18 protein-coding genes are annotated in these 20,375 nt (G+C 37.7%); 12 read left to right on the top strand and 6 right to left on the bottom strand.

Annotated elements, in window-relative coordinates:
* Nucleotides 1-4: 4 nt before the first annotated feature.
* A complete protein-coding gene (locus K5G00_RS22565) occupies nt 5-886 on the bottom strand; it encodes an ATP-binding protein (protein ID WP_238768732.1) in 882 nt (293 codons plus the stop codon).
* 66 nt (nt 887-952) lie between these two features.
* On the opposite strand from K5G00_RS22565, the gene K5G00_RS22560 reads away from it, so the two are divergent.
* The 11 genes from K5G00_RS22560 (at nt 953) to efp (ending at nt 13,140) form a co-directional block, all read left to right on the top strand.
* The gene (locus K5G00_RS22560; protein ID WP_158865563.1) at nt 953-1,639 is read left to right on the top strand and encodes a Crp/Fnr family transcriptional regulator; all 687 of its coding nucleotides are present in this window, start codon (nt 953-955) and stop codon (nt 1,637-1,639) included.
* The gene (pgeF, locus tag K5G00_RS22555; protein ID WP_238768730.1) at nt 1,632-2,378 is read left to right on the top strand and encodes a peptidoglycan editing factor PgeF; all 747 of its coding nucleotides are present in this window, start codon (nt 1,632-1,634) and stop codon (nt 2,376-2,378) included. The genes K5G00_RS22560 and pgeF overlap by 8 nt, the downstream gene beginning before the upstream one ends.
* A gap of 50 nt (nt 2,379-2,428) precedes the next feature.
* Entirely contained in the window at nt 2,429-3,409 is a 981-nt protein-coding gene (locus K5G00_RS22550; protein WP_238768729.1) for a type IX secretion system membrane protein PorP/SprF, read from the top strand.
* Nucleotides 3,410-3,512: 103 nt separating this feature from the next.
* The gene (locus K5G00_RS22545) at nt 3,513-6,599 is read left to right on the top strand and encodes a DUF2723 domain-containing protein (protein ID WP_238768727.1); all 3,087 of its coding nucleotides are present in this window, start codon (nt 3,513-3,515) and stop codon (nt 6,597-6,599) included.
* A 101-nt stretch (nt 6,600-6,700) separates the two neighbouring features.
* Nucleotides 6,701-6,910 carry a PLDc N-terminal domain-containing protein gene (locus K5G00_RS22540; protein WP_158865573.1) on the top strand — a complete coding sequence of 70 codons (210 nt, stop codon included), beginning with the start codon at nt 6,701-6,703 and terminating at the stop codon, nt 6,908-6,910.
* A gap of 137 nt (nt 6,911-7,047) precedes the next feature.
* Nucleotides 7,048-8,316: a phosphoribosylamine--glycine ligase gene (gene purD, locus K5G00_RS22535; RefSeq protein ID WP_238768725.1), complete on the top strand. Its 1,269-nt coding sequence runs from the start codon at nt 7,048-7,050 to the stop codon at nt 8,314-8,316.
* A gap of 3 nt (nt 8,317-8,319) precedes the next feature.
* The gene (locus tag K5G00_RS22530) at nt 8,320-9,309 is read left to right on the top strand and encodes a DUF6427 family protein (RefSeq protein ID WP_238768724.1); all 990 of its coding nucleotides are present in this window, start codon (nt 8,320-8,322) and stop codon (nt 9,307-9,309) included.
* 1 nt (nt 9,310) lies between these two features.
* Entirely contained in the window at nt 9,311-10,960 is a 1,650-nt protein-coding gene (locus tag K5G00_RS22525) for a carbamoyltransferase C-terminal domain-containing protein (RefSeq protein WP_238768723.1), read from the top strand.
* 74 nt (nt 10,961-11,034) lie between these two features.
* Nucleotides 11,035-11,748 carry a tRNA (adenosine(37)-N6)-threonylcarbamoyltransferase complex dimerization subunit type 1 TsaB gene (gene tsaB, locus K5G00_RS22520; RefSeq protein WP_238768721.1) on the top strand — a complete coding sequence of 238 codons (714 nt, stop codon included), beginning with the start codon at nt 11,035-11,037 and terminating at the stop codon, nt 11,746-11,748.
* The gene (locus K5G00_RS22515; RefSeq protein ID WP_238768719.1) at nt 11,745-12,479 is read left to right on the top strand and encodes a DUF3108 domain-containing protein; all 735 of its coding nucleotides are present in this window, start codon (nt 11,745-11,747) and stop codon (nt 12,477-12,479) included. Before tsaB ends, K5G00_RS22515 begins: the two co-directional genes overlap by 4 nt.
* 91 nt (nt 12,480-12,570) lie before the next feature.
* Complete coding sequence (efp, locus tag K5G00_RS22510) at nt 12,571-13,140, top strand: elongation factor P (protein WP_158865585.1); 570 nt, start codon at nt 12,571-12,573, stop codon at nt 13,138-13,140.
* Between the two features lie 32 nt (nt 13,141-13,172).
* Here efp and K5G00_RS22505 read toward each other — a convergent pair whose 3' ends face one another.
* The 5 genes from K5G00_RS22505 to K5G00_RS22485 form a co-directional block, all read right to left on the bottom strand.
* Nucleotides 13,173-14,630: an O-antigen ligase family protein gene (locus tag K5G00_RS22505; protein ID WP_238768717.1), complete on the bottom strand. Its 1,458-nt coding sequence runs from the start codon at nt 14,628-14,630 to the stop codon at nt 13,173-13,175.
* 2 nt (nt 14,631-14,632) lie between these two features.
* Nucleotides 14,633-15,583, bottom strand: a complete 951-nt coding sequence (locus K5G00_RS22500) for a Wzz/FepE/Etk N-terminal domain-containing protein (RefSeq protein WP_238768716.1) — start codon at nt 15,581-15,583, stop codon at nt 14,633-14,635.
* Between the two features lie 78 nt (nt 15,584-15,661).
* Nucleotides 15,662-16,954 (bottom strand): tyrosine--tRNA ligase, encoded by a 1,293-nt coding sequence (gene tyrS, locus K5G00_RS22495; protein ID WP_238768714.1) that lies wholly within the window; start codon nt 16,952-16,954, stop codon nt 15,662-15,664.
* A gap of 91 nt (nt 16,955-17,045) precedes the next feature.
* A complete protein-coding gene (locus tag K5G00_RS22490) occupies nt 17,046-18,089 on the bottom strand; it encodes a DUF3667 domain-containing protein (RefSeq protein ID WP_238768712.1) in 1,044 nt (347 codons plus the stop codon).
* Nucleotides 18,067-18,600, bottom strand: coding sequence for a CvpA family protein (locus K5G00_RS22485; RefSeq protein WP_238768711.1), 534 nt, complete (start codon nt 18,598-18,600; stop codon nt 18,067-18,069). Before K5G00_RS22485 ends, K5G00_RS22490 begins: the two co-directional genes overlap by 23 nt.
* A gap of 222 nt (nt 18,601-18,822) precedes the next feature.
* Between K5G00_RS22485 and K5G00_RS22480 the strand changes: the two genes are divergently transcribed.
* Nucleotides 18,823-20,337 (top strand): GH3 auxin-responsive promoter family protein, encoded by a 1,515-nt coding sequence (locus tag K5G00_RS22480; protein WP_238768709.1) that lies wholly within the window; start codon nt 18,823-18,825, stop codon nt 20,335-20,337.
* The last annotated feature ends 38 nt before the right edge of the window (nt 20,338-20,375 follow it).

Raw genomic sequence — 20,375 nt, 5'->3', positions numbered from 1 at the left:
ATATTTAAATCCACTCTTCTGAAAGTACATCTCCCCTGATACTGATAACCACTTCTTTAATTGGCACCTTGCGCGATGCGCTTTGCGCGGCTATCTGAATCATCTGCGATAATCCGCCGCAGCAGGGAACTTCCATAATCACAACCGTTATTGTGTTAACCCGTGCATTATCAATTAGATGTGTAAGCTTTTGAATATAAATATCTTTACCATGATCCAGTTTCGGACAGGCAATTACGAGCTTTTTCCCTTTAATAAAATCGTTATGAAAATTACCATAGGCAAACCCGGCACAATCTGCCGCCACCAACAGATCTGCTCCCTGAAAATAAGATGCAGCCGGATTAATCAGATGCATTTGTACCGGCCATTGGGTTAATGCAGAAGGGATTTCAGTCTCCGGTGTTGCCATCTTCATTCCTGCAACATTAAACGTTTTCGATGCAGAACCGGCACAGCCACAACCGGCACCTTCCTGATGTTCATGCCTTTGTTCCTTATTTCCATGAAGAAGTTCGTGAACCTCGCGAATCTGAAACGGCATCCTTTCACGATTTGCCTTTATATAATTCAAAGCCTGATTCAGATACCCGGTTTCACCATGTTCCTGCAAATGCTTCAGGTGGGCAAAAACAGTCGCCTTTCCGCTTTTTATCATCTGAGCAATTACAACTTCCTCGTCGTATTCATCGGCTTCACGTTTTTCAATTGTAATGGCGCCCTCCGGACAATGTCCGATACAGGCGCCAAGACCATCACACATCAACTCACTAACCAATCTCGCCTTCCCATCTATTATTTGTAGCGCTCCTTCATGACAGTTCGGCACACACAGGCCGCAACCGTTACAAAGTTCTTCGTCTATTTTTACAATCTCACGTAACATAGTTTTCTATTTTATACAACAAAAGTAGAGTGGTGGCGTTTCTGATTTTGTAACAATTGATACAAAATGCAACAATTAGCAGATTTCAGTTTAATTAGTCAATGCCCTGTTTTTCGCGGAATCTCAGAAAACGAAATCATGGAGTTATTAAATAAAATCCACTTTCAGATTAAAAGATTCAACAAAGAAGAAATAGTAGCTTATGCGGGAGACACGGTTCAGAATCTTTACATCTTGCTGTCAGGAAGTGTAAAAGGCGAAATGATCGATTACTCCGGGAAAACAATAAAAATTGAAGATGTAGAGGCATCAAAACCTTTGGCTTCTGCCTTTTTATTTGGGAAGGAAAATAAATTCCCTGTGACAGTAACCGCGCTTGTCGATTTAAAAATACTGGCTATTCCGGTTCCTGAGTTTTTAAAAGTTCTTCAAATGAATACTCAGGTTTTAAAAAACTACCTGAACAGTATTTCAACGCGAACACAGTTTCTCTCGCAAAAATTACATTTCCTGAGCTTTAAAACCATTCGTGAAAAAGTAGCTCATTTTCTTTTAACAAGAGCTGAAGACAAATTTCATTCGATTGAATTAAAAAACACACAACAGCAACTGGCCGACCTTTTTGGTGTAACCCGTCCTTCTCTGGCCCGCATTTTTGGAGAAATGCAAAAGGAAGGACTTATAAAGATTGAACGGAAAACAGTTACTTTGCTCAACAAAGAAAAATTGAATGAATTACTGATAAATGGATAACAGGCTTATTTTTTACCCAATATTTAAACCGCACAAAAACCTGGTGGCCTTTACAACCGTAAAAAAAACGTTTGCCCACCCTGCCCCTAGATTTACAGGAGACACACCGGAAATATTTATCGAAAACCGGGAACAACTTGCTTCAATTCTGGAAATAAACCCCTCTCAATTGGTTTTCCCAAGGCAAACACATACCAGTTGTGTGGCAAAACTTTCAGAAAAACCTAAAAAAGAAATTAAAGAGACCGATGCTTTGCTGACCAATAAGAAAAATATTTGTTTGTGCGTGCAAACAGCAGATTGTGTACCTGTTTTACTTTTCGACCCGGTTGAAAATGTAATATCTGCAATTCATGCAGGTTGGCGGGGCACAGTTAAAAAAATCGTTGATATTGCCATCCAAAAGATGCAGGCAAATTACAAATCAAAACCTGAAAATATTTTGGCGGTCATTGGTCCGTCAATCGGCCCGGAAGTATATGAGGTAGGGAAAGAAGTAGTTGAAGCAGCGCAAAAGAACACCCCCCGGTATGGAGAAACCTTACACAAAAGTTTAAACGGAAAATTCCATTTTAATTTATGGGAAGCCAACCGACTGCTTCTTCTAAGCTGTGGGCTAAAAACCAAAAATATTAGTATAGCAGAAGAATGCACTTTTACAAAAACTGAAAAATATTTTTCTGCCCGAAAAGAAGGTGTCGATACCGGAAGAATAGTTACCGGAATTATGCTAATCTAAATTGCAACTAAACAAAAAAAATATCTTTACTCTACCAACTTATATTCACAATGAAAAGATTTAACCGCAAACATTCTAAGGGAAAATATCTAATCGCCTTTTTGATTTACAACCTGTTATTTTTAACAACTATTTATGCGCAGGAAGGTGTGTACTGGCAAGGAATATCAGTTAAGAATCCTGCAGCAATTGGAACACCCTCTGATTGGATTTTTGGAAACTACCTTTTTACCAACTTGAATAAACTAACTTCCGGCGACGAAAAAGGACCTACCGGATGGGCAATGGGAGCCGACTACCAAATTTCACCTGAGACAGGCTCAGTTGGTATTATGTATACTAACACCCAAATGGGTAAAGAGAAAGCAAATCAATTGGAAATGAGTTATGCATATTCATTCCCGTTTAAAAATGGGATTTTGAATGGTGGCCTCTCCTTCGGCTTGCAAAAATACAAAAGTGAACTTTCACAATATGAACTTTATGGTTCATATGGTCCATATGAAAACGATTACAATTCAAACGAATATGAGGGATACTGGGGATATGGAGTTTATACCGGTAATTTTTATGAAGACTTTATAAATAAACAGCTCAAAACCGGAATCGGATTATTTTACAACTCGCCCAAATTTGATATTGGACTTAGTACGGTGAGGTACTTTGAGTTGGAAGAAACCAATGCAACCGAAGCTTATAATTACAGCGTTGATTACGCATCAAACTTTATTACAGTACTTGGAAATTATCGTTTTAATATTCAAAACAAACTTACAATTGAACCCAATATAATGGTCGATTTTTATGAAGGTTATACAGATTTTTATCCGGGAATATTTTTAAAATTTGATAATTTTGTTTGGGCAGGATACAACAATATAAATATTAATGATTTGCACTCTCTATTCCTGGGATTTGATATTGCACAAATATTCAGAGTTGGTTACGCTTATGATTTCACTAAAATATTTAATGACAAAAGCCTAAACGTCCATGAATTTATTTTAGGATTCCGGCTCGATGCCATCTAAAAAAATCTTAAAATCCTTGTCATATAATCCATTTTAGTTCAAAACAATTATCTTCGCAACAGTTAATTTTCCAGACTTTATTTTTGAAAGAAAAAAGTAGCAAATGAAGAAATATACCTTGTTTAACAACGCATTTGGCTGGATAAGTTTTGTTATCGCAGCCGTTGTTTATTTACTGACAATTGAACCCACAGTAAGCTTTTGGGATTGTGGTGAATTTATTACCACATCGTTTAAAATGGAAGTTGGTCACCCGCCCGGAGCACCATTTTTTATGATTTTGGGACGCTTTTTCACCTTGTTTGGAGGAAGTGCTCAAAATGCAGCAGTTATGGTAAATGTTATGTCGGCTCTTGCGAGTGCATTTACAATCATGTTTTTGTTTTGGACAATTACCCATCTGGCAAAAAAACTTGTTAAGTCGGAAGGAGAATTTTCACTTGGGCAAATAATCGCTATTGTTGCCAGTGGTTTTGTTGGTGCAATGGCCTATACTTTTTCAGATACTTTTTGGTTTTCGGCCGTTGAAGGAGAGGTCTACGGAACTTCTTCATTAATGACAGCTATTGTTTTTTGGGCTATTTTAAAATGGGAAAATGTAGCAGACCAACCGAATGCAAACCGATGGCTTATCCTTATTTCTTATATAATCGGCCTCTCTGTGGGCGTTCACCTTTTAAACCTGCTCGCCATTCCTGCAATTGCTTTTGTCTATTATTTCAAAAAATACGACGTAACCCGAAACGGTGTAATTTATGCTGCTATTGTATCATTCGTTTTACTAGCTGGAATTATGTACGGAATTATTCCGGGAGTAGTAACAGTAGGGTCCTGGTTTGAGTTGTTGTTTGTAAACACCTTCGGACTCCCTTACCATTCAGGGCTTCTGTTTTATATCACCGCTCTTGTGGCTGCCGTGGCATTTGGAATCTATTATTCCTACAAAAAGCAAAAAGTGCTTTTGAATACGATATTAACTGGTGTTGCTGTCATTTTATTAGGCTATTCTTCGTTCGCGCTTATTATTATACGTTCGAATGCCCAACCTCCAATGGATCAAAACAGTCCCAACAATACGTTTTCCTTACTGAGCTACCTCAACAGAGAACAATATGGAGCGCGGCCATTGCTTTACGGTCAATACTTCAACTCTCCCTACGATTCCGGAGAGCGTTTTACCGATGGGAAACCTGTTTACTCACAAATTGATGGGAAATATGCTGTTACTTATCATAAGCCAGTCCCAAATTACGACGATAATTTTGAAACAATCTTCCCACGAATGTGGAGTTCAATGGAAGAAATTCATGCAGAAGATTACCAAAAATGGGCGGATATAAAAGGAACGCGTATGCAATACCGAAATGAACGCGGCGAAATGGAAACGGTAATTAAACCTACATTTGGCGAAAACCTGAAATTCTTTTTCCGCTACCAGGTAAATTACATGTATCTTCGGTATTTTATGTGGAATTTTGCCGGTCGCCAAAACGATATTCAGGGGCACGGAAGTAAAATTTACGGAAACTGGCTAAGTGGAGTTAAGTTTATTGACGAAATGCGTTTAGGTGATCAGGATGATTTGCCAGCTCGTTTTGCGAATAATAAAGCGAGAAATACATACTACTTCCTTCCTTTAATTTTGGGGATTCTCGGCATTATTTATCAATACAAAAAAGGAAAGAAAGGCAAAGAAGGGCTATGGCTTGTTTTTCTGTTGTTTTTTATGACCGGCCTTGCCATTGTAGTATACCTGAACCAATATCCGCATCAACCCCGTGAACGGGATTACGCCTACGCCGGGTCATTTTATGCATTTACCATTTGGATTGGGCTGGGGGTTTTGGCAATTTATGAAGCGTTAAAAAAATACATTCCCGAAAATATTTCTGCTGGAGTGGCAGGAGTTGCGGCATTAATACTGGTCCCCGGAATTATGGCAGCCCAAAACTGGGACGATCACGACCGTTCCGGAAGATATACAGCCCGCGATTTGGGAGCAAACTACCTTAAAACATGCCAACCGGGAGGAATAATTTTTACAAACGGCGACAATGATACTTTCCCTCTCTGGTACAACCAAGACGTTGAAGGTGTCCGCACCGACGTAAGAGTTTGTAACCTGAGTTATCTGCAAACCGACTGGTATATCGATCAAATGCAAAGAAAAGCCTATGATTCTGACCCGGTTCCGTTTTCCATGTCGCTTGACCAATATCGCCAGGGAACAAGAGATTTAATATACATTTTTGACAATCCAAGAATATCAAGAAAAACTGTCGGGCTTAAAGAAGCGATTAATTTTATTGCTGACGATAATCCTGCGACAAAACTTCAGCAGGCCGAAAACGCGGCTTATATTCCTAAAAAAATACTCACTTTTAAAATAGATAAAGAAGCGGTAATCAAAAACAATGTGGTTCGCCCTGAAGATTACGACAAGATCGTTGATACAATAACCATCGATCTATCCAACAGAAGTTATATTTCGAAGGATGAAATGATGATTCTTGATCTTTTGGCCACAAACAACTGGGAACGACCAATTTACTGGGCAATAACAGTGGGAAGCAGCAAGTATCTTAATCTTTACAATTATTTCCAGGTTGAAGGTTTTGCCTATCGATTTGTGCCGATAAAAGGAGAAAGTTCGCCGCAAACCATTCAGTATGGAAGGGTTGCAACAAATCTCATGTACGATAATTTGATGAACAAGTTTGAATACGGAAACATGAACGACCCGGATATATATATCGATGAGAACAATGCCAGGATGATGACCAACATAAGAAACTCCTTTAACCGTCTTGCCCGTGCGTTGGTTGAGGAAGGAAAAAAAGACTCGGCAATTGCGGTTATCGACCGGAGCCTTGAATTGATTCCAAACGAAATTGTTCAATATGAATATTTTGCGATGGAACTTGCCGAAACCTATTTTGCTGCAGGCGCTTCCGAAAAGGGGAAAGAAATGGTTACAACAGCTTTTGATGTTTTCAACAACGAGTTGTCTTACTTTCTTTCGCTTGAACCGCAAATCAGAAATACCCAGGACGTGAATGAAGAAATTCAGAGAAATATTTTCTACCTCCAAAAAATGGAACGGATGGTAAGAATGGATGGTGATACAGAATTTTCAAAAAAGATTTCCGATACCATTCAGCTTTATTTTGAAAGATACAACGCAAGTTAATTTTGTATGATATTTTACCCAAAAATGCCAGATTGGAATCAGTCGGTCTGGCATTTTTATTTTGTTAGCAGAAATAATTAAATTGCTTCAAAAATCAAAAAATGGAAAAAATAACAGGCTCATCTCAAAACATTGTTGTTTTTGTTATCTACCTCGTTCTAATTATTTTAGCCATCGCATTAATATTGAAAAACGAAAAAAAGACACATCGTGTTCTCTGGCTGATGGTTGTAATTCTGTTTCCCTATATCGGGTCGGTAATTTATCTTCTGAAATATCTTCTCACCAAAAGGAATAACTTATATCGCTAATACAAAATATTGGAACAAAAACTTTTCAGCGTCGTCTGATTAAATTGCTAAAAAGTTAACCTCTACACAACGTTGTTTTTTTGAATACGACTAAATAAAAACTTATCTTCACGAATAAATTTCAAAAATATTTTTCGATGAACATTTTGGTGATTGGTTCCGGAGGACGGGAACATGCGTTAGGATGGAAGATTAAACAAAGCGACAAAGTAGAAAACCTGTTTTTTGTTCCAGGGAATGCAGGAACATCTGAAATTGGAACAAATCTGGAAGGTAACGTTAGCGATTTTACAGAAATAAAAAGTCTGATACTCGACAATCAAATCGACTTGGTCGTTGTTGGCCCGGAGGTTCCTCTTGTTGAAGGTATCCACGACTATTTTGCAAGTCAGCCTGAATTAAAAAACTTAAAAGTAGTTGGCCCGAAAAAAATGGGGGCGATGTTGGAAGGCAGCAAAGATTTTGCGAAAGATTTTATGCTGAAATATAACATTCCCACAGCAAAATACTTTACTGTTTCTCCCGGAAATATTAAAGAAGGTATCGCCTTCCTAAAAACAATGAAATCGCCTTATGTTTTGAAGGCTGACGGGCTGGCTGCCGGAAAAGGTGTGCTTATCATCGATTCGTTGGAGGAAGCTGAAAAATCGTTAAATGAAATGCTTGACGGCCAGTTTGGGGAGGCCAGTGCAAAAGTGGTTATTGAAGAATTTTTAAGCGGTGTAGAAGTATCGGTTTTCGTAATTACCGATGGGAAAAATTATAAAATTCTACCCGAAGCAAAAGACTACAAACGTATCGGAGAGGGAGACACCGGTCTTAACACTGGCGGAATGGGTGCAATTACACCGGTTCCGTTTGCAACTCCCGAATTTATGGAGAAAGTTGAAAAAAGTATTATTCAGCCTACTGTTGATGGCCTTCAAAAAGAAAATATTGAATACAACGGCTTTATATTTTTCGGGCTTATTAATGTATATGGAGCCCCTTATGTAATTGAATACAATGTGAGGATGGGTGACCCGGAAACAGAGGCGGTAATGTTGCGTGTAAAATCAGATTTTGTTGACTTACTGGAAGGTGCTGCAACCGGAACGTTAAGCAATAAAAATATTGAGATCGACACAAGAACAGCAGCAACCGTAATGCTCGTTTCAGGTGGCTATCCCGGAAGTTACGAAAAAGGGAAAATTATTTCGGGGACCGATAAAGCAGAAAACAGTATTGTTTTTCATGCAGGTACCAAAACCGATAACGGAAATGTGGTCACTGCAGGAGGCCGGGTTATCTCAATAAGTTCTTACGGCAACTCAATGCAAGAGGCCCTGGAAACTTCGTATAAAAATGCCGAAGTCATTCACTTCGACAAAAAATATTACCGGAAAGATTTAGGTTTCGACCTATAACAAATGATACTAAAAATATTAAAATCAAATCGACCAGTAAATTACCTGCTAACAACTCTGTTTGGCCTCATTCTTTGGAGTGCGAGTCTGATGAAGCCATATGTGTACTCTTTTTACAACGGAGAAAGTGATAATATTCTCTACAAGCCTATCCATGAATTTCTGGAAAACAATTTAATTGCTGAAAGTATTATATCGCTTGTATTGGTGCTTTTGCTGGCTTTTCTTATCCAGTTGTTAAATACTCAGTATGCATTTATTCGGATAAGGACAATGTTACCGGCACCACTTTTTGTTTTGATAATAGGTGGTTTAACCGACATACACACCTTGCATCCGGTATATTTTGCAGCTATTTTTTTACTGTTGGCCATCTACCGTCTATTTAGCGCCTTCGATGTTCAGCGTCCTTACTCAGCAGCTTTCGATTCCGGCTTTTTCCTTGGGGTTGGTGCTTTGTTCTATTTCGACATTATTTTGCTTTTTCCTGCCTTTCTTGCCGGAACAGCTATTTTAAGCAGAGAATCAAACTGGAGAAATTTTACAATCAATATTATCGGATTATTGATGCCATTCTTCTTTGCTCTTAGCTATGGTGTTTTTACCGAACAGGTTATGGAACTTCTCAAAACATTTGAGCAAAACATCATTTCCGTCAATAATCATTTTAAAATGAATTTGTACCTGCAATTTTTTCTTGCTTTTCTTATTTTGTTTACTGTTCTGGGTTCTGCAAAGCTTATTCAGCAATATGATACAAAAAAAGTTAGCTCAAGAAAATATTTTAATGTATTGCTTCTCATCTTTCTGTTTTCGTTAGCAGGATTTATTCTTGTTCCTCCTGTTTCGCAGGAAATGCTTGTAATATTAGCGATACCGATTTGCTTTTTGGTAACCAATTTTTTTGTTTTTCTGAAAAGCAGGTTTTGGGGTGAGCTTTTGATTTACTTACTGATAGGGATTGTCTTTTCCCTGCAAATAACAGCATTTTAAGATGGACAATTCAAAACCAACTTTAGCAATTTACGGAATACAAGATCGTGAAAACCATGAATTTCCGTTTTATGTTCACGACCATAACCTTGCTCTTATGCAAAATGGAAAAGTTCTTCATTTTTTGCAACAGGAAAGAATTTCGCGAAGAAAACGCGACAATACGCTTCATATCCATTTAAAATCAATTCTGAAAGAAAAAAAACTTTTAGGAAAAGATTATGATATCGTCTTTGTTGACAATGTTGTTGGTCGTGCTTTTCTAACTCAAAACGGAGATGCGCGTTTTGAAGCTCCGTTAAAGGAGTTTCTTGCCTACGAACCCGAACCAGGCAGATGCTGGTGGTTTGGTAAAGAAAAAGAAGCCTGCGTTTTAAATCATGAACTGGCACATATGTTTTCATGCCTTCCATTTTTTGGAAATTTTAAAGACAACAGCCTGCTTGTACATTTTGATGGCGGAGCCAGCCTGAGCAATTTTTCGGCTTGTACTTTCAATAAAGGAATTCTAAAATGGGAGGAATACCACTGGGATTTAAAACCTTACAGTACTATTTATAACGCCAATGCGCTCGTTTTTTCGATAATTGGCGCAAAGCTGGCGGAACAAAATTCTGTTCCCGGAAAATTTATGGGTTTTGCCGGTTGGGGAAATTACCTTCCCGAACTTGAAAAATGGCTTATTGAAAATAATCTGTTTCAGGACATTTGGGGCAAAACTTCAATTTTTTTTGAAAAAGTACTCACTGACTGGGGAATCGAGCTAAAATCTTTTGATCAGAATTCAAAATTTATTCGTGACACAGCAGCGACCTTACAGCAAATATTTGTAAAAAAAATTCTCAGGAAACTCCAGAAATTAAAAGAAAGAACCGGCGCTGAAAACCTCTACTACACCGGAGGTTCTGCTTTAAATATTGTTGCTAACACTGCGATTATTAAAAGCAATCTTTTTCGCAATGTATACATTCCTCCGTGCACTGAAGATTCAGGTCTGGCATTGGGTGCAGCCGCTTTTGCTGAATGGATAAAACATGGGAAAGTTTTACCTCATTCTGCTTTTTTAAACAATTGGGGAATTGAAAATTACGATACCTGCATTTCTGACGAAACCATTCAAACAGTTGCAAAGGAAATTTCCAAAGGCAAAATCGTTGGGGTTTGCAACGGATTTGGAGAAGCCGGTCCACGGGCTCTTGGAAACCGTAGTATTCTGGCTTTGCCCGATTCAAAAAAACTCGCAAGAAAAATTAGTGTAGAAAAAAAAGAGCGGGAATGGTACCGGCCTCTTGCACCGGTTGCGCTGGAGAAAAACACAAAATACTTTACAGGCGAAAATATCATTCATCAACTTTCGAAATACATGCTCCTCGATTTTAAAGTGCTTCCCGAAAAACACGATGAAGTTGCAGGTGTAATCCATGCAGATGGGACGGCGCGCTTCCAAACCGTTTTTGAAAAAAATGACAATCCTTTTTTATATCAACTATTAAAATATATGGATGAAATTTATGGCGTGAAAGCGCTTATAAACACATCGTTTAATTCAAAAGGAGAACCCATTGTTCATACCGAAGGAGATGCTATTAACTCTGCACATAAAATGCAACTTGATGGATTGGTGATTAACGGAAAATTTCAAAAACTTTAACACACTCAAAAAGAGACCAAAAAACCTGGTTTAAAAACTATTACTATTTTTGCATTTTTCAAAACTGCACATTAATGGCTGTAATATTAAACATAGAAACTTCAACCGAGGTTTGTTCGGTTGCGCTGGGAGAAAACGGTGAGTTACTTTTTGAAAAGGAGAGCCGTGAAGGATTAAATCACTCGGAATTACTTACAGTTTTTATCGAAGAGCTTTTTACAGAAAACAATTTCAACATGAGGGATATAGATGCTGTTGCGGTCAGTAAAGGACCGGGCTCTTACACAGGTTTACGAATTGGAGTTTCCGTAGCAAAAGGATTGTGTTATGCTCTTGATAAACCTCTTATCTCAGTTGGTTCATTGGATTCAATGGGTATTTTCACAGCTCAAAACATCGAAAGTTTTTTTGAAGGAAATAACGACGAAGATTTATTACTCTGTCCGATGATAGACGCCAGAAGAATGGAGGTTTTCACCGCCCTGTACAAATCCTCGGGTCAAACGGTTCAAACAGTTTCCGCCCAAATTATCGACGAGAACTCATTTTCAGAGGAACTAAAGGAAAACAAAATATTGTTTTTTGGCAACGGAGCTCAAAAATGCAGAGAACACCTCTCCCATCCAAACGCCTTGTTTAACGGGCCTCTGAAGACTTCGGCACGGTTTATGCTTTTTTTAGCAGAAAAAAAGTACAACAAAAAGGAATTTGAAGACGTTGCATATTTCGAACCATTTTATTTAAAAAATTTTGTAGCAACCATTCCGAAGAATAAAATTTTAAAATGAAAAAATTCATCATCATATTACTCTCATTTCTGTTTCTCATGCCACAGGCATTTGGGTCGAAAGAAGAAATAAAATTTAATTTGAAATTCGGCTTTGTAAAAGGAGGAGAAGCTAAATTGATTATTTCAGATACTACTTTTAACGGTGAAAAGGCAGTCCACTATTTTTTGGTAGGTAAAACAACCGGGCTGACGGACAAACTTTTTGGAGTGAACGATGTGTATGAAACTACTGTTGATGCACAAACACGTCTCCCTTTAAAATCAATCCGAAACATAGAAGAAGGAAAATACAAATGGTACAATGAAACGTTTTTTTACCACGATATTGACTCACTTAACAGCCAAAAATCAGGTTGGCGTGAAGCCCCCGAAAACCTGGTCGATATCATATCTGTATTTTTTTATTTTATCAATCAACATTTGTTTGAAGAAATTGAAGTTGGACACACCGTAACACTTCCAACCTTTCATGCCGATAAAATTGACGATGTTACCGTTAAATACCTCGGAGAAGACCGGGTAGATACTGACATGGGAAAAACTGACTGTTTTGTGCTTGCCCCGGTAGTTGACAAAGGGAAACTGCTAAAACGTTCCGATGGTTTGAAATTTTTTATTTCAAAAGAAACCAAAATGCCTGTACTTCTTGAATTCGACATGAAAGTTGGTGCACTTCGGGCAATATTAAAAAGCTATAAAATAGACGGTGTTGAACAGGTTACCAAATAAGCGGAATAAAAAAACATCTTAAAAATTTGCAGAAAGGATTGATTTTTAATCGATTTGTTTATTTTTGCACCGATTTTAAAAGATTATTCAAATGGCTACAACAGCAGATTTTAGAAACGGTTTATGTTTCAAATTCAAAGGTGATATTTATACAATAGTTTCATTCCTTCACGTAAAACCAGGGAAAGGCCCTGCTTTTGTTCGTACAAAACTCAAAAATGTAAAAACCGGAAGGGTTATTGAAAATACATTTTCATCAGGTGTAAAAGTTGAGGACGTGCGTGTTGAACGTCGTCAATATCAATATTTGTATCGCGATGACATGGGACTAAATGTAATGAATACCGAAACTTTTGAGCAAATTTCCATTCCTGAATCAATGGTAGAAAACAATGACCTGATGAAAGAAGGCGAAATTATTGAAATTCAGTTTCAGGCAGACGAAGAAATGCCTTTAACTGCAGAAATGCCTGAAAAAGTGGAATTAAAAATTACACAAACCATTGAAGGAGAAAAAGGGAACACTGCCAGCTCTACTGCTTTAAAACCTGCGACAGTTGAAACCGGCGCTGAAATTATGGTTCCTATGTTTATTAACGAAGGAGATGTAATTAAAGTAAACACAAGCGACCGCGCATACAGTGAAAGAGTAAAACAGTAAAAGTTTACCATATATATTTTAATCCGGTCTGCTTAGGCCGGATTTTTTTGTGGCTGATTTCCCGGGCTTAAAAATAAATCGATCGAAACAATCATTGCCGTAAAACCCCAAAAAGGAACTGAAAGCTTATCTGTGTCGAGAAAATTATTCAGAAAACCGTGGATATAATAAGTTACTAATGCCACAAGAGCAGTTAATACTATTTGTTTCAGGCGAATGTCGGTAAGCCGTGAATATGTTTTAACAGCCGTATAAATTACCGTTCCTATGATAAGTAAAAACGTTAATAGTCCTAAAACTCCCGATTCAGCAAGAGGCCCGAGATACTCGCTGTGTGCATTTCCCCCGTCGGCAGAATTGGTACTGATAATTGTTCTGTCCTTATTTAACTGGTAAGGTGCATATTGAAACATATACGTACCGGGACCAAAACCAAGAACAGGCTTGTCAGCAAACATTCGAATGGCACAACTCCAACGGTTTATCCGTTCAAGGTTTGAAGCATCGGAGGTAATATTGGTCATGGAATTAATATGGGTCATAAAATTGGCCGACGATTGTTCTGTATTTTGTTCCAGCTTCATAAATACCTGATTCTGAAACAAAATAAAAAGTGTAATTAGTGATATAAAAGTTATTAAAATCGTACGAAACCTGATTTTCAGTTTAATGATTCCCCACACCCCCAGCGCAATAACCATACTCAGCCAGGCTGCACGACTGTAAGAAAGAATAAAACCAAGCAATAAAATTCCAAAAAATACAATCGAAATAATCCTCACTTTTTTTGAATAGTTTTTCCTTAACGCAAAAAGAGCCAAAAATGGCAGGTAAATGGCCAAAACAGCTCCGTAAGAAGTATGGTCGTTGTAAAACGGAGAAACCACAAAATGCGCTGCCTGTTTGTCCCACAAACCATAACCCAAATGCCGGAAGGTGGAGTAAAATACTACAATCGACAGGGAAATGATATACAACCAAACATAACGTTCAATATTTTTCCCTTCGCTAAATATTTTTATTGCAATTAAATACAAGCCCACGATAAACCATATTCTCGACAAGAAAAATTTAAATGAAACCAGCGGCATGGTGCTCGTTATACTGGTTAATAAAATCCATAACAGATTTGCAGCTATCGCCAGTGAAACCGGATGGAACAAAATTCTCCGATCAAAACTTCTTTCATGGAGAATTTTTAAAATAAATAAAACCAGAACTCCGAATAATAAGAGTTCTGTAGGTAAATACATGTCAAAACTAAAACCGGGAACAATCTCATGAAGAGGCAATGAAAGCGGAGCAAAAAAGGCAATAAGGAATACGATTTTATCAAAAGAAAAAATGGCCAGCAACAAAATGCAAAAAACAACAGGCAAGGCATTGGCTACCAGCATATCTTTTTTCACCACAAACCATAAATTCAAAAGAACAAACGCAATTGAAATGATGTAAAAAAGCGAAATTCTTATGGCCTGGTTCCGAATCACGATTACTGTTTTTTACGGTAATCAAGTAGTAAGAAAACCAATAAAGAGAAGAAAACTGCTGAGATGGTAGTAAATGCCACAATAAGCCATCGAACCGGATACGATTTTTTATCCGCTGGAACCGGATATTCAACTACATGACAATATGTTATCTCTTTCTCATATTCGTTGTAATACAGCTCGTACTGCGCGGTTAAAGAATCAATAACCATTTCCAAATTCTCCATTCTCGATTCAACCCATCGCGCTTTGGTACCCTCCTTTTCAAAATTAGAATATAACTCTTCAATTTTTTTTGTGTCGCTGGCAGAGCCTCTTCCGGCAGCCAGGGCATTCATATAACCGCGTGTAAGTTCAGGTGTTTGTGTTTTAAAATCAAGGATACCGTAATTATTCTTTAATGTGTCGAGCACCAACATCAAAGAATCCAGCTCGTTATATTTTCTGTCGAGCCACTTTTTTGAAATATCAACCATCTCTTTATTTTTGATGCGCTGCATTTCTTCTACTTTTTTGTTGTAGAAATAAATGATAGAATCACACATATCGGAAGCCCGTTGAGGATCACAATCAAGAACCTGAATTTCAGCTGTTTCATACTCTGTTTTTCCTGCTTTTACATTGGTATTGTAAATATCAAGCATATAAGTAAGGTAATGCGGATCTTCCGGATTAATTTTATATACTTTGTCGAGCTGAAAAACATCAAACATTTTTAGTTTAATGTCTCTTGAGTTTACCACTTCGAGCATTTGCTCGGTTTCCGACTCGTTGCTTAGCACCCAAATATTGGTCGGATAGATGCGGGCTGTTGATTTATATTTTGGTTTTATAAACTTTGGTCCGGAAAAAACGGCTGATAAAGCAACGGCAACCAGCCCTACAATTACAAAATGAAATTTGCGTTTCCAGATTAAGTTAAGGATCCGCCGATTATCAAAAAAATCATTCATGTGAAGTGGTTTAAATTTGATCGCACTATTTCAACGAAACAGAACGATTTTTAGTATTTCCGATTATTTTTTTGATGGTTATTGTACGATGATCAAATAATAATTCTTTTTCCCTTTCTGCGCGAGAATGTATTTCCCACCAATCAGAAAATCCTTGTTTACGGTCAAATCAGGATCAGAAACCTTTTCTTTGTTAACACTCAGTCCGTTTCCTTTAATGGTTCTTCTCAATTCACCTTTCGAAGGAAAAATTTCTGTCTTGTCAGCCAATAGATCGATCACATTTACACCAGTTTCAATTTCTGATTTTGCCACCGTAAATTGCGGAACACCTTCAAAAACCGAGAGGAAAGTACTTTCATTCAATTTACGCAGCTGTTCAGCTGTTCCCTTCCCAAATAATATTTGAGAAGCTTCAACCGCCATTTCGTAATCATCTTTTGAATGCACCATGGTTGTAACTTCCTCTGCCAGTTTTTTCTGAAGAATACGGGCATGGGGTGCTTCGCGGTGCTGTTCAATCAAGGAATTGATTCCATCGGATGGCAGAAGTGTAAACACTTTAATGTAACGTTCTGCGTCTTCATCAGAAGTATTTAACCAAAACTGGAAAAACGAATATGGCGATGTTCGCTCCGGATCGAGCCAAACGTTTCCACCCTCTGTTTTCCCAAATTTACTGCCATCAGCTTTTGTAATAAGAGGGATGGTGAGGGCAAAGGCTTCGCCTCCCGCTTTGCGCCGAATCAGTTCGGTTCCGGTTGTAATGTTCCCCCACTGGTCGGAACCACCCATTTGGAGTTTGCAGTTCAAATTTTCATATAGCCACAAAAAATCGTAGCCTTGCACAAGCTGGTAAGTAAACTCAGTAAACGACATTCCTGTTTTTGATTCGGCACTCAAGCGTTTCTTTACCGAATCTTTCGCCATCATATAATTAACAGTGATATGTTTCCCAACGTCGCGAATAAACTCAAGAAAAGAAAAGGTTTTCATCCAGTCGTAGTTATTTACCATTACAGCTTCATTTTCTGCACCGGAATCAAAATCAAGAAATTTTGAAAGTTGTTTTTTTATCCCCTCCAGATTTTTATTCAGAATCTCTTCATTCAACAGGTTTCTTTCCTGCGATTTTCCTGAAGGATCGCCGATCATTCCTGTCGCACCACCAACCAAGGCTACCGGTTTATGGCCAGCCAACTGGAATCTTTTGAGCAACATGATTTGAGCAAAACTCCCCACATGTAATGAATCCGCAGTTGGATCGAAACCAATGTAGGCAGCGGTCATTTCTTTCTTTAATTGCTCATCTGTTCCCGGCATCATATCGTGTAACATGCCCCGCCATTGGAGATCTTCAACAAAATTCATAAAAATATTTTTTAAAAAATTTGCGCAAAGATATAAAATGCTGGCTGTTATTCTGATGGTTTATACAGAAAAACGGAAGTTCTTCGTAAAATCACACCAGACTTAAAGCATTCATAAAAACAATTCCTACCACAATCCAGAATACGGTATTGTATATCATTGAAATTCCAAAAAATTTAACCAGCACTTTGCCTATATTCTGACCATAAAATCTTTTTAGAGCTACAATAAAATAAATCGGAAAAGCCAAAAAAAGCAGGAAGGTTATTTTTCCGGGAAAATTACTGAACAACATATTCAACAAAATAATTAAAAAGAAGTCGATAAAAAGAAAAGAGTGTAAATGAATAGAAAATATGAGATGCCGGATATAATTTTGACGACGACGAATGTAAAACAACTTTAAAATAAGAGCAAAAACAGGCAACAAAAAGAAAAATGCCCACGACATATATTTCAGGATTTTAGCCCAGGCATCCTCGGGCGATCTGCACATTCGAACATACTCCCTGTAACGCGCCTGTTTTTTCAGGTCGGTTTCTTCACTTAATTTATTTTCAAAATAAACTGCAAGTTTATCCAGCAACTGCCGGCTACTTTCAGAGTGCCCGGAAATTCCGCTATTTATACCCGAAATTATATTATTCGCCTTGGTCGAATCAATTCCCGGTGTGTTATTTAGTTCAGCAATCAAAGAGTCGGCAACAAGCATTGAAACTGAATCCAAGCCAACACCATCTTTGTTATTTATTGATGAATCGAGAATTTTTGTTAACCCGCGATTCGAGTATATCTGAAGAACAAAGAACAGAATAAAACTCACAAAAATAAAAATACGAAAAGGCGGCGCATATCTCACTCGTTTGCCTTCAAAAAAATCAGCGGTAAGTCTTCCCGGAAAAAACAACAGCCTGTAAAAAGTTTTAAAAAAACGCGTATCAAACGAAAAAAAATCACCTACAAAATTAAAAAACACAAACGAAAAAGGTCGGTCAAATTCTTTAACTGCCTGACCACAATTAGAGCAATAGTGTCCGCTAAATTTATTTCCGCAATTTTTACAGGTAACATCTTGATAAACCGCTTCCTGCTCCTTTTTTTTAAACCACTTTTTATAATCTGGCCACTTTATCATTGTCATATTTTTCTGAATTCTCCCGGTCATCCCAAATATTTAGAAAAGGGAATATTGAAGGAGCAAAACTTCGTATTGGCTCATATAGTCGTGATTCTGCTTTTGCTTCCCTGGAAAGGATTTCAATATCGTCGTCTACTTTATCAAAAACAACAAGAATAATGCTTAAAATCAGAGCCGACTTTAAAACCCCAAAAACGAGTCCGGCCAGGCGGTTAACAAATCCAAGCATTACTGTGTCAACCAGTTTATTTACTACATTCCCGACTATGTGAACTAAAACTACAATTACCACAAATGTTACTACAAACGATATAATATTCAAATGTTCGGTTTGCAGATTAAAATTCTCAATCAAAAATTCTGACGTTATATCGGAGAATTCAATGGCTCCCCAAATCCCCAGAATTAATGCTGCAAGCGAAGCCAACTCCGCAATTAAACCTTTTCGGAAACCACCAATTGCAGAAAATAGAAGCAATAATCCCAATATAATATCGATATAGTTCATTTTGGTTATTAATTAATGGTTGTAAAAATATGAATTCGGTGCAATTAAAAAAAAATAAAACTCCGGAGAATATTCCGAGCGACCCAAACACTTCGCTGAAAATCAGAGTATAAATCCCAAAACGCTTCAGAATATGAACGGTTTACTATCCAAAATATTTTTTCCCTGACAGTGAATAATAATATATCTTTACACTTGAATTTGAAAATTGAAAACAGACAAATGCCTTTACTCAATTCTGTAATCTCCTGGTTTAATATCAAAAGGATATACCAGATTCAATTATACAGGGAACATCCCATCGAGATTCAAAATGAATCTCTTTTTAGTCTGCTAAACAGCGCCAAACGCACCGAGTGGGGTAAAAATCATTCATTTTCCGAAATTTCTTCTATTAAGGAATTTCAACAGGCAGTTCCCCTCCAGACCTATAACGACGTAAAACCATATATTAACAGGTTGCGCGAAGGTGAGAAGGATTTACTTTGGCCCGGAGAGGTGAAATGGTTTGCCAAATCATCAGGGACAACCAGCGACAAAAGCAAATTTATTCCCGTAACAAAAGATGCACTGGAAGACTGCCACTTGTTAGGTCCGCGCGATGTTTTTGCACTCTATATCAGAAACTATCCGGAAACAAAAGTTTTATTTGGAAAAACACTTATTTTGGGAGGAAGCCATCGTATAAATAATTTAAGCAACAACTCTTATTACGGCGATCTTTCAGCTATTTTGATCGAAAATGTTCCTTTTTGGACTGACTTTATCCGGATTCCTCCGGCAGAAATCGCATTAATTGAAGAGTTTGAAGAAAAAATTGAAAAGATAATTGAAACTACTCTCGACCAGAATGTCACATCATTCGCCGGAGTTCCGTCGTGGTACCTGGTGTTAATGAAACGTGTTTTGGAAAAAACAGGTAAAAATGATATCCTCGAAGTTTGGCCCAACCTGGAAGTATTTTCTCATGGAGGAGTTAATTTTGATCCCTACCGGGAACAGTATAAAAAATTGATTCCTTCTGAAAACATGCATTATATGGAAACCTACAATGCATCGGAAGGATTTTTTGGAATTCAGGATAACCCACACCGCGACGATATGCTGCTCATGCTCGATTATGGTGTATTTTACGAATTTATTCCGATGAAAGACTGGGGAAAGGAGAATCCACGTGTACTGCCACTGGAAGAAGTTGAGCTAAATGAAAATTATGCCATGGTAATTTCGACCAACGCCGGGCTTTGGAGATACATTATTGGTGATACTGTAAAATTTACCTGTAAATACCCCTTTAAATTTAAAATTACTGGGCGTACCAAACATTTTATTAATGCTTTTGGTGAGGAGGTTATTATAGACAATGCAGAGAATGCATTAAAAATAGCATGTAATCATACCAGTGCCATTGTCAATGAATATACTGCTGGCCCGATATTTATGGATGATAATCAAAAAGGAGCCCACCAATGGATTATTGAATTTGAAAAAGAACCTGATGAACTGGAACATTTTATTAATGTTTTAGACAACTCCTTACAAACCCTAAACTCCGATTACGAAGCCAAGCGCCATAAAAACATGACCCTGGAAAGGCTCCATTTAAATGTTGCCCCACCGGGAACTTTTTATCAGTGGATGAAAAACCGGGGAAAAGTCGGGGGACAAAACAAAATACCCCGGCTCTCAAACGACAGGAAATATCTGGATGAACTTTTAAAATTAATTCAGAAATAAAACCAGAATTTTGTACTTTAGAAATCAAAACTTTTTGT

It is taken from the genome of Maribellus maritimus, assembly GCF_022267315.1.
Classification (GTDB): domain Bacteria; phylum Bacteroidota; class Bacteroidia; order Bacteroidales; family Prolixibacteraceae; genus Draconibacterium; species Draconibacterium maritimum.
This window is presented reverse-complemented; position numbering and strand designations above follow the sequence as displayed.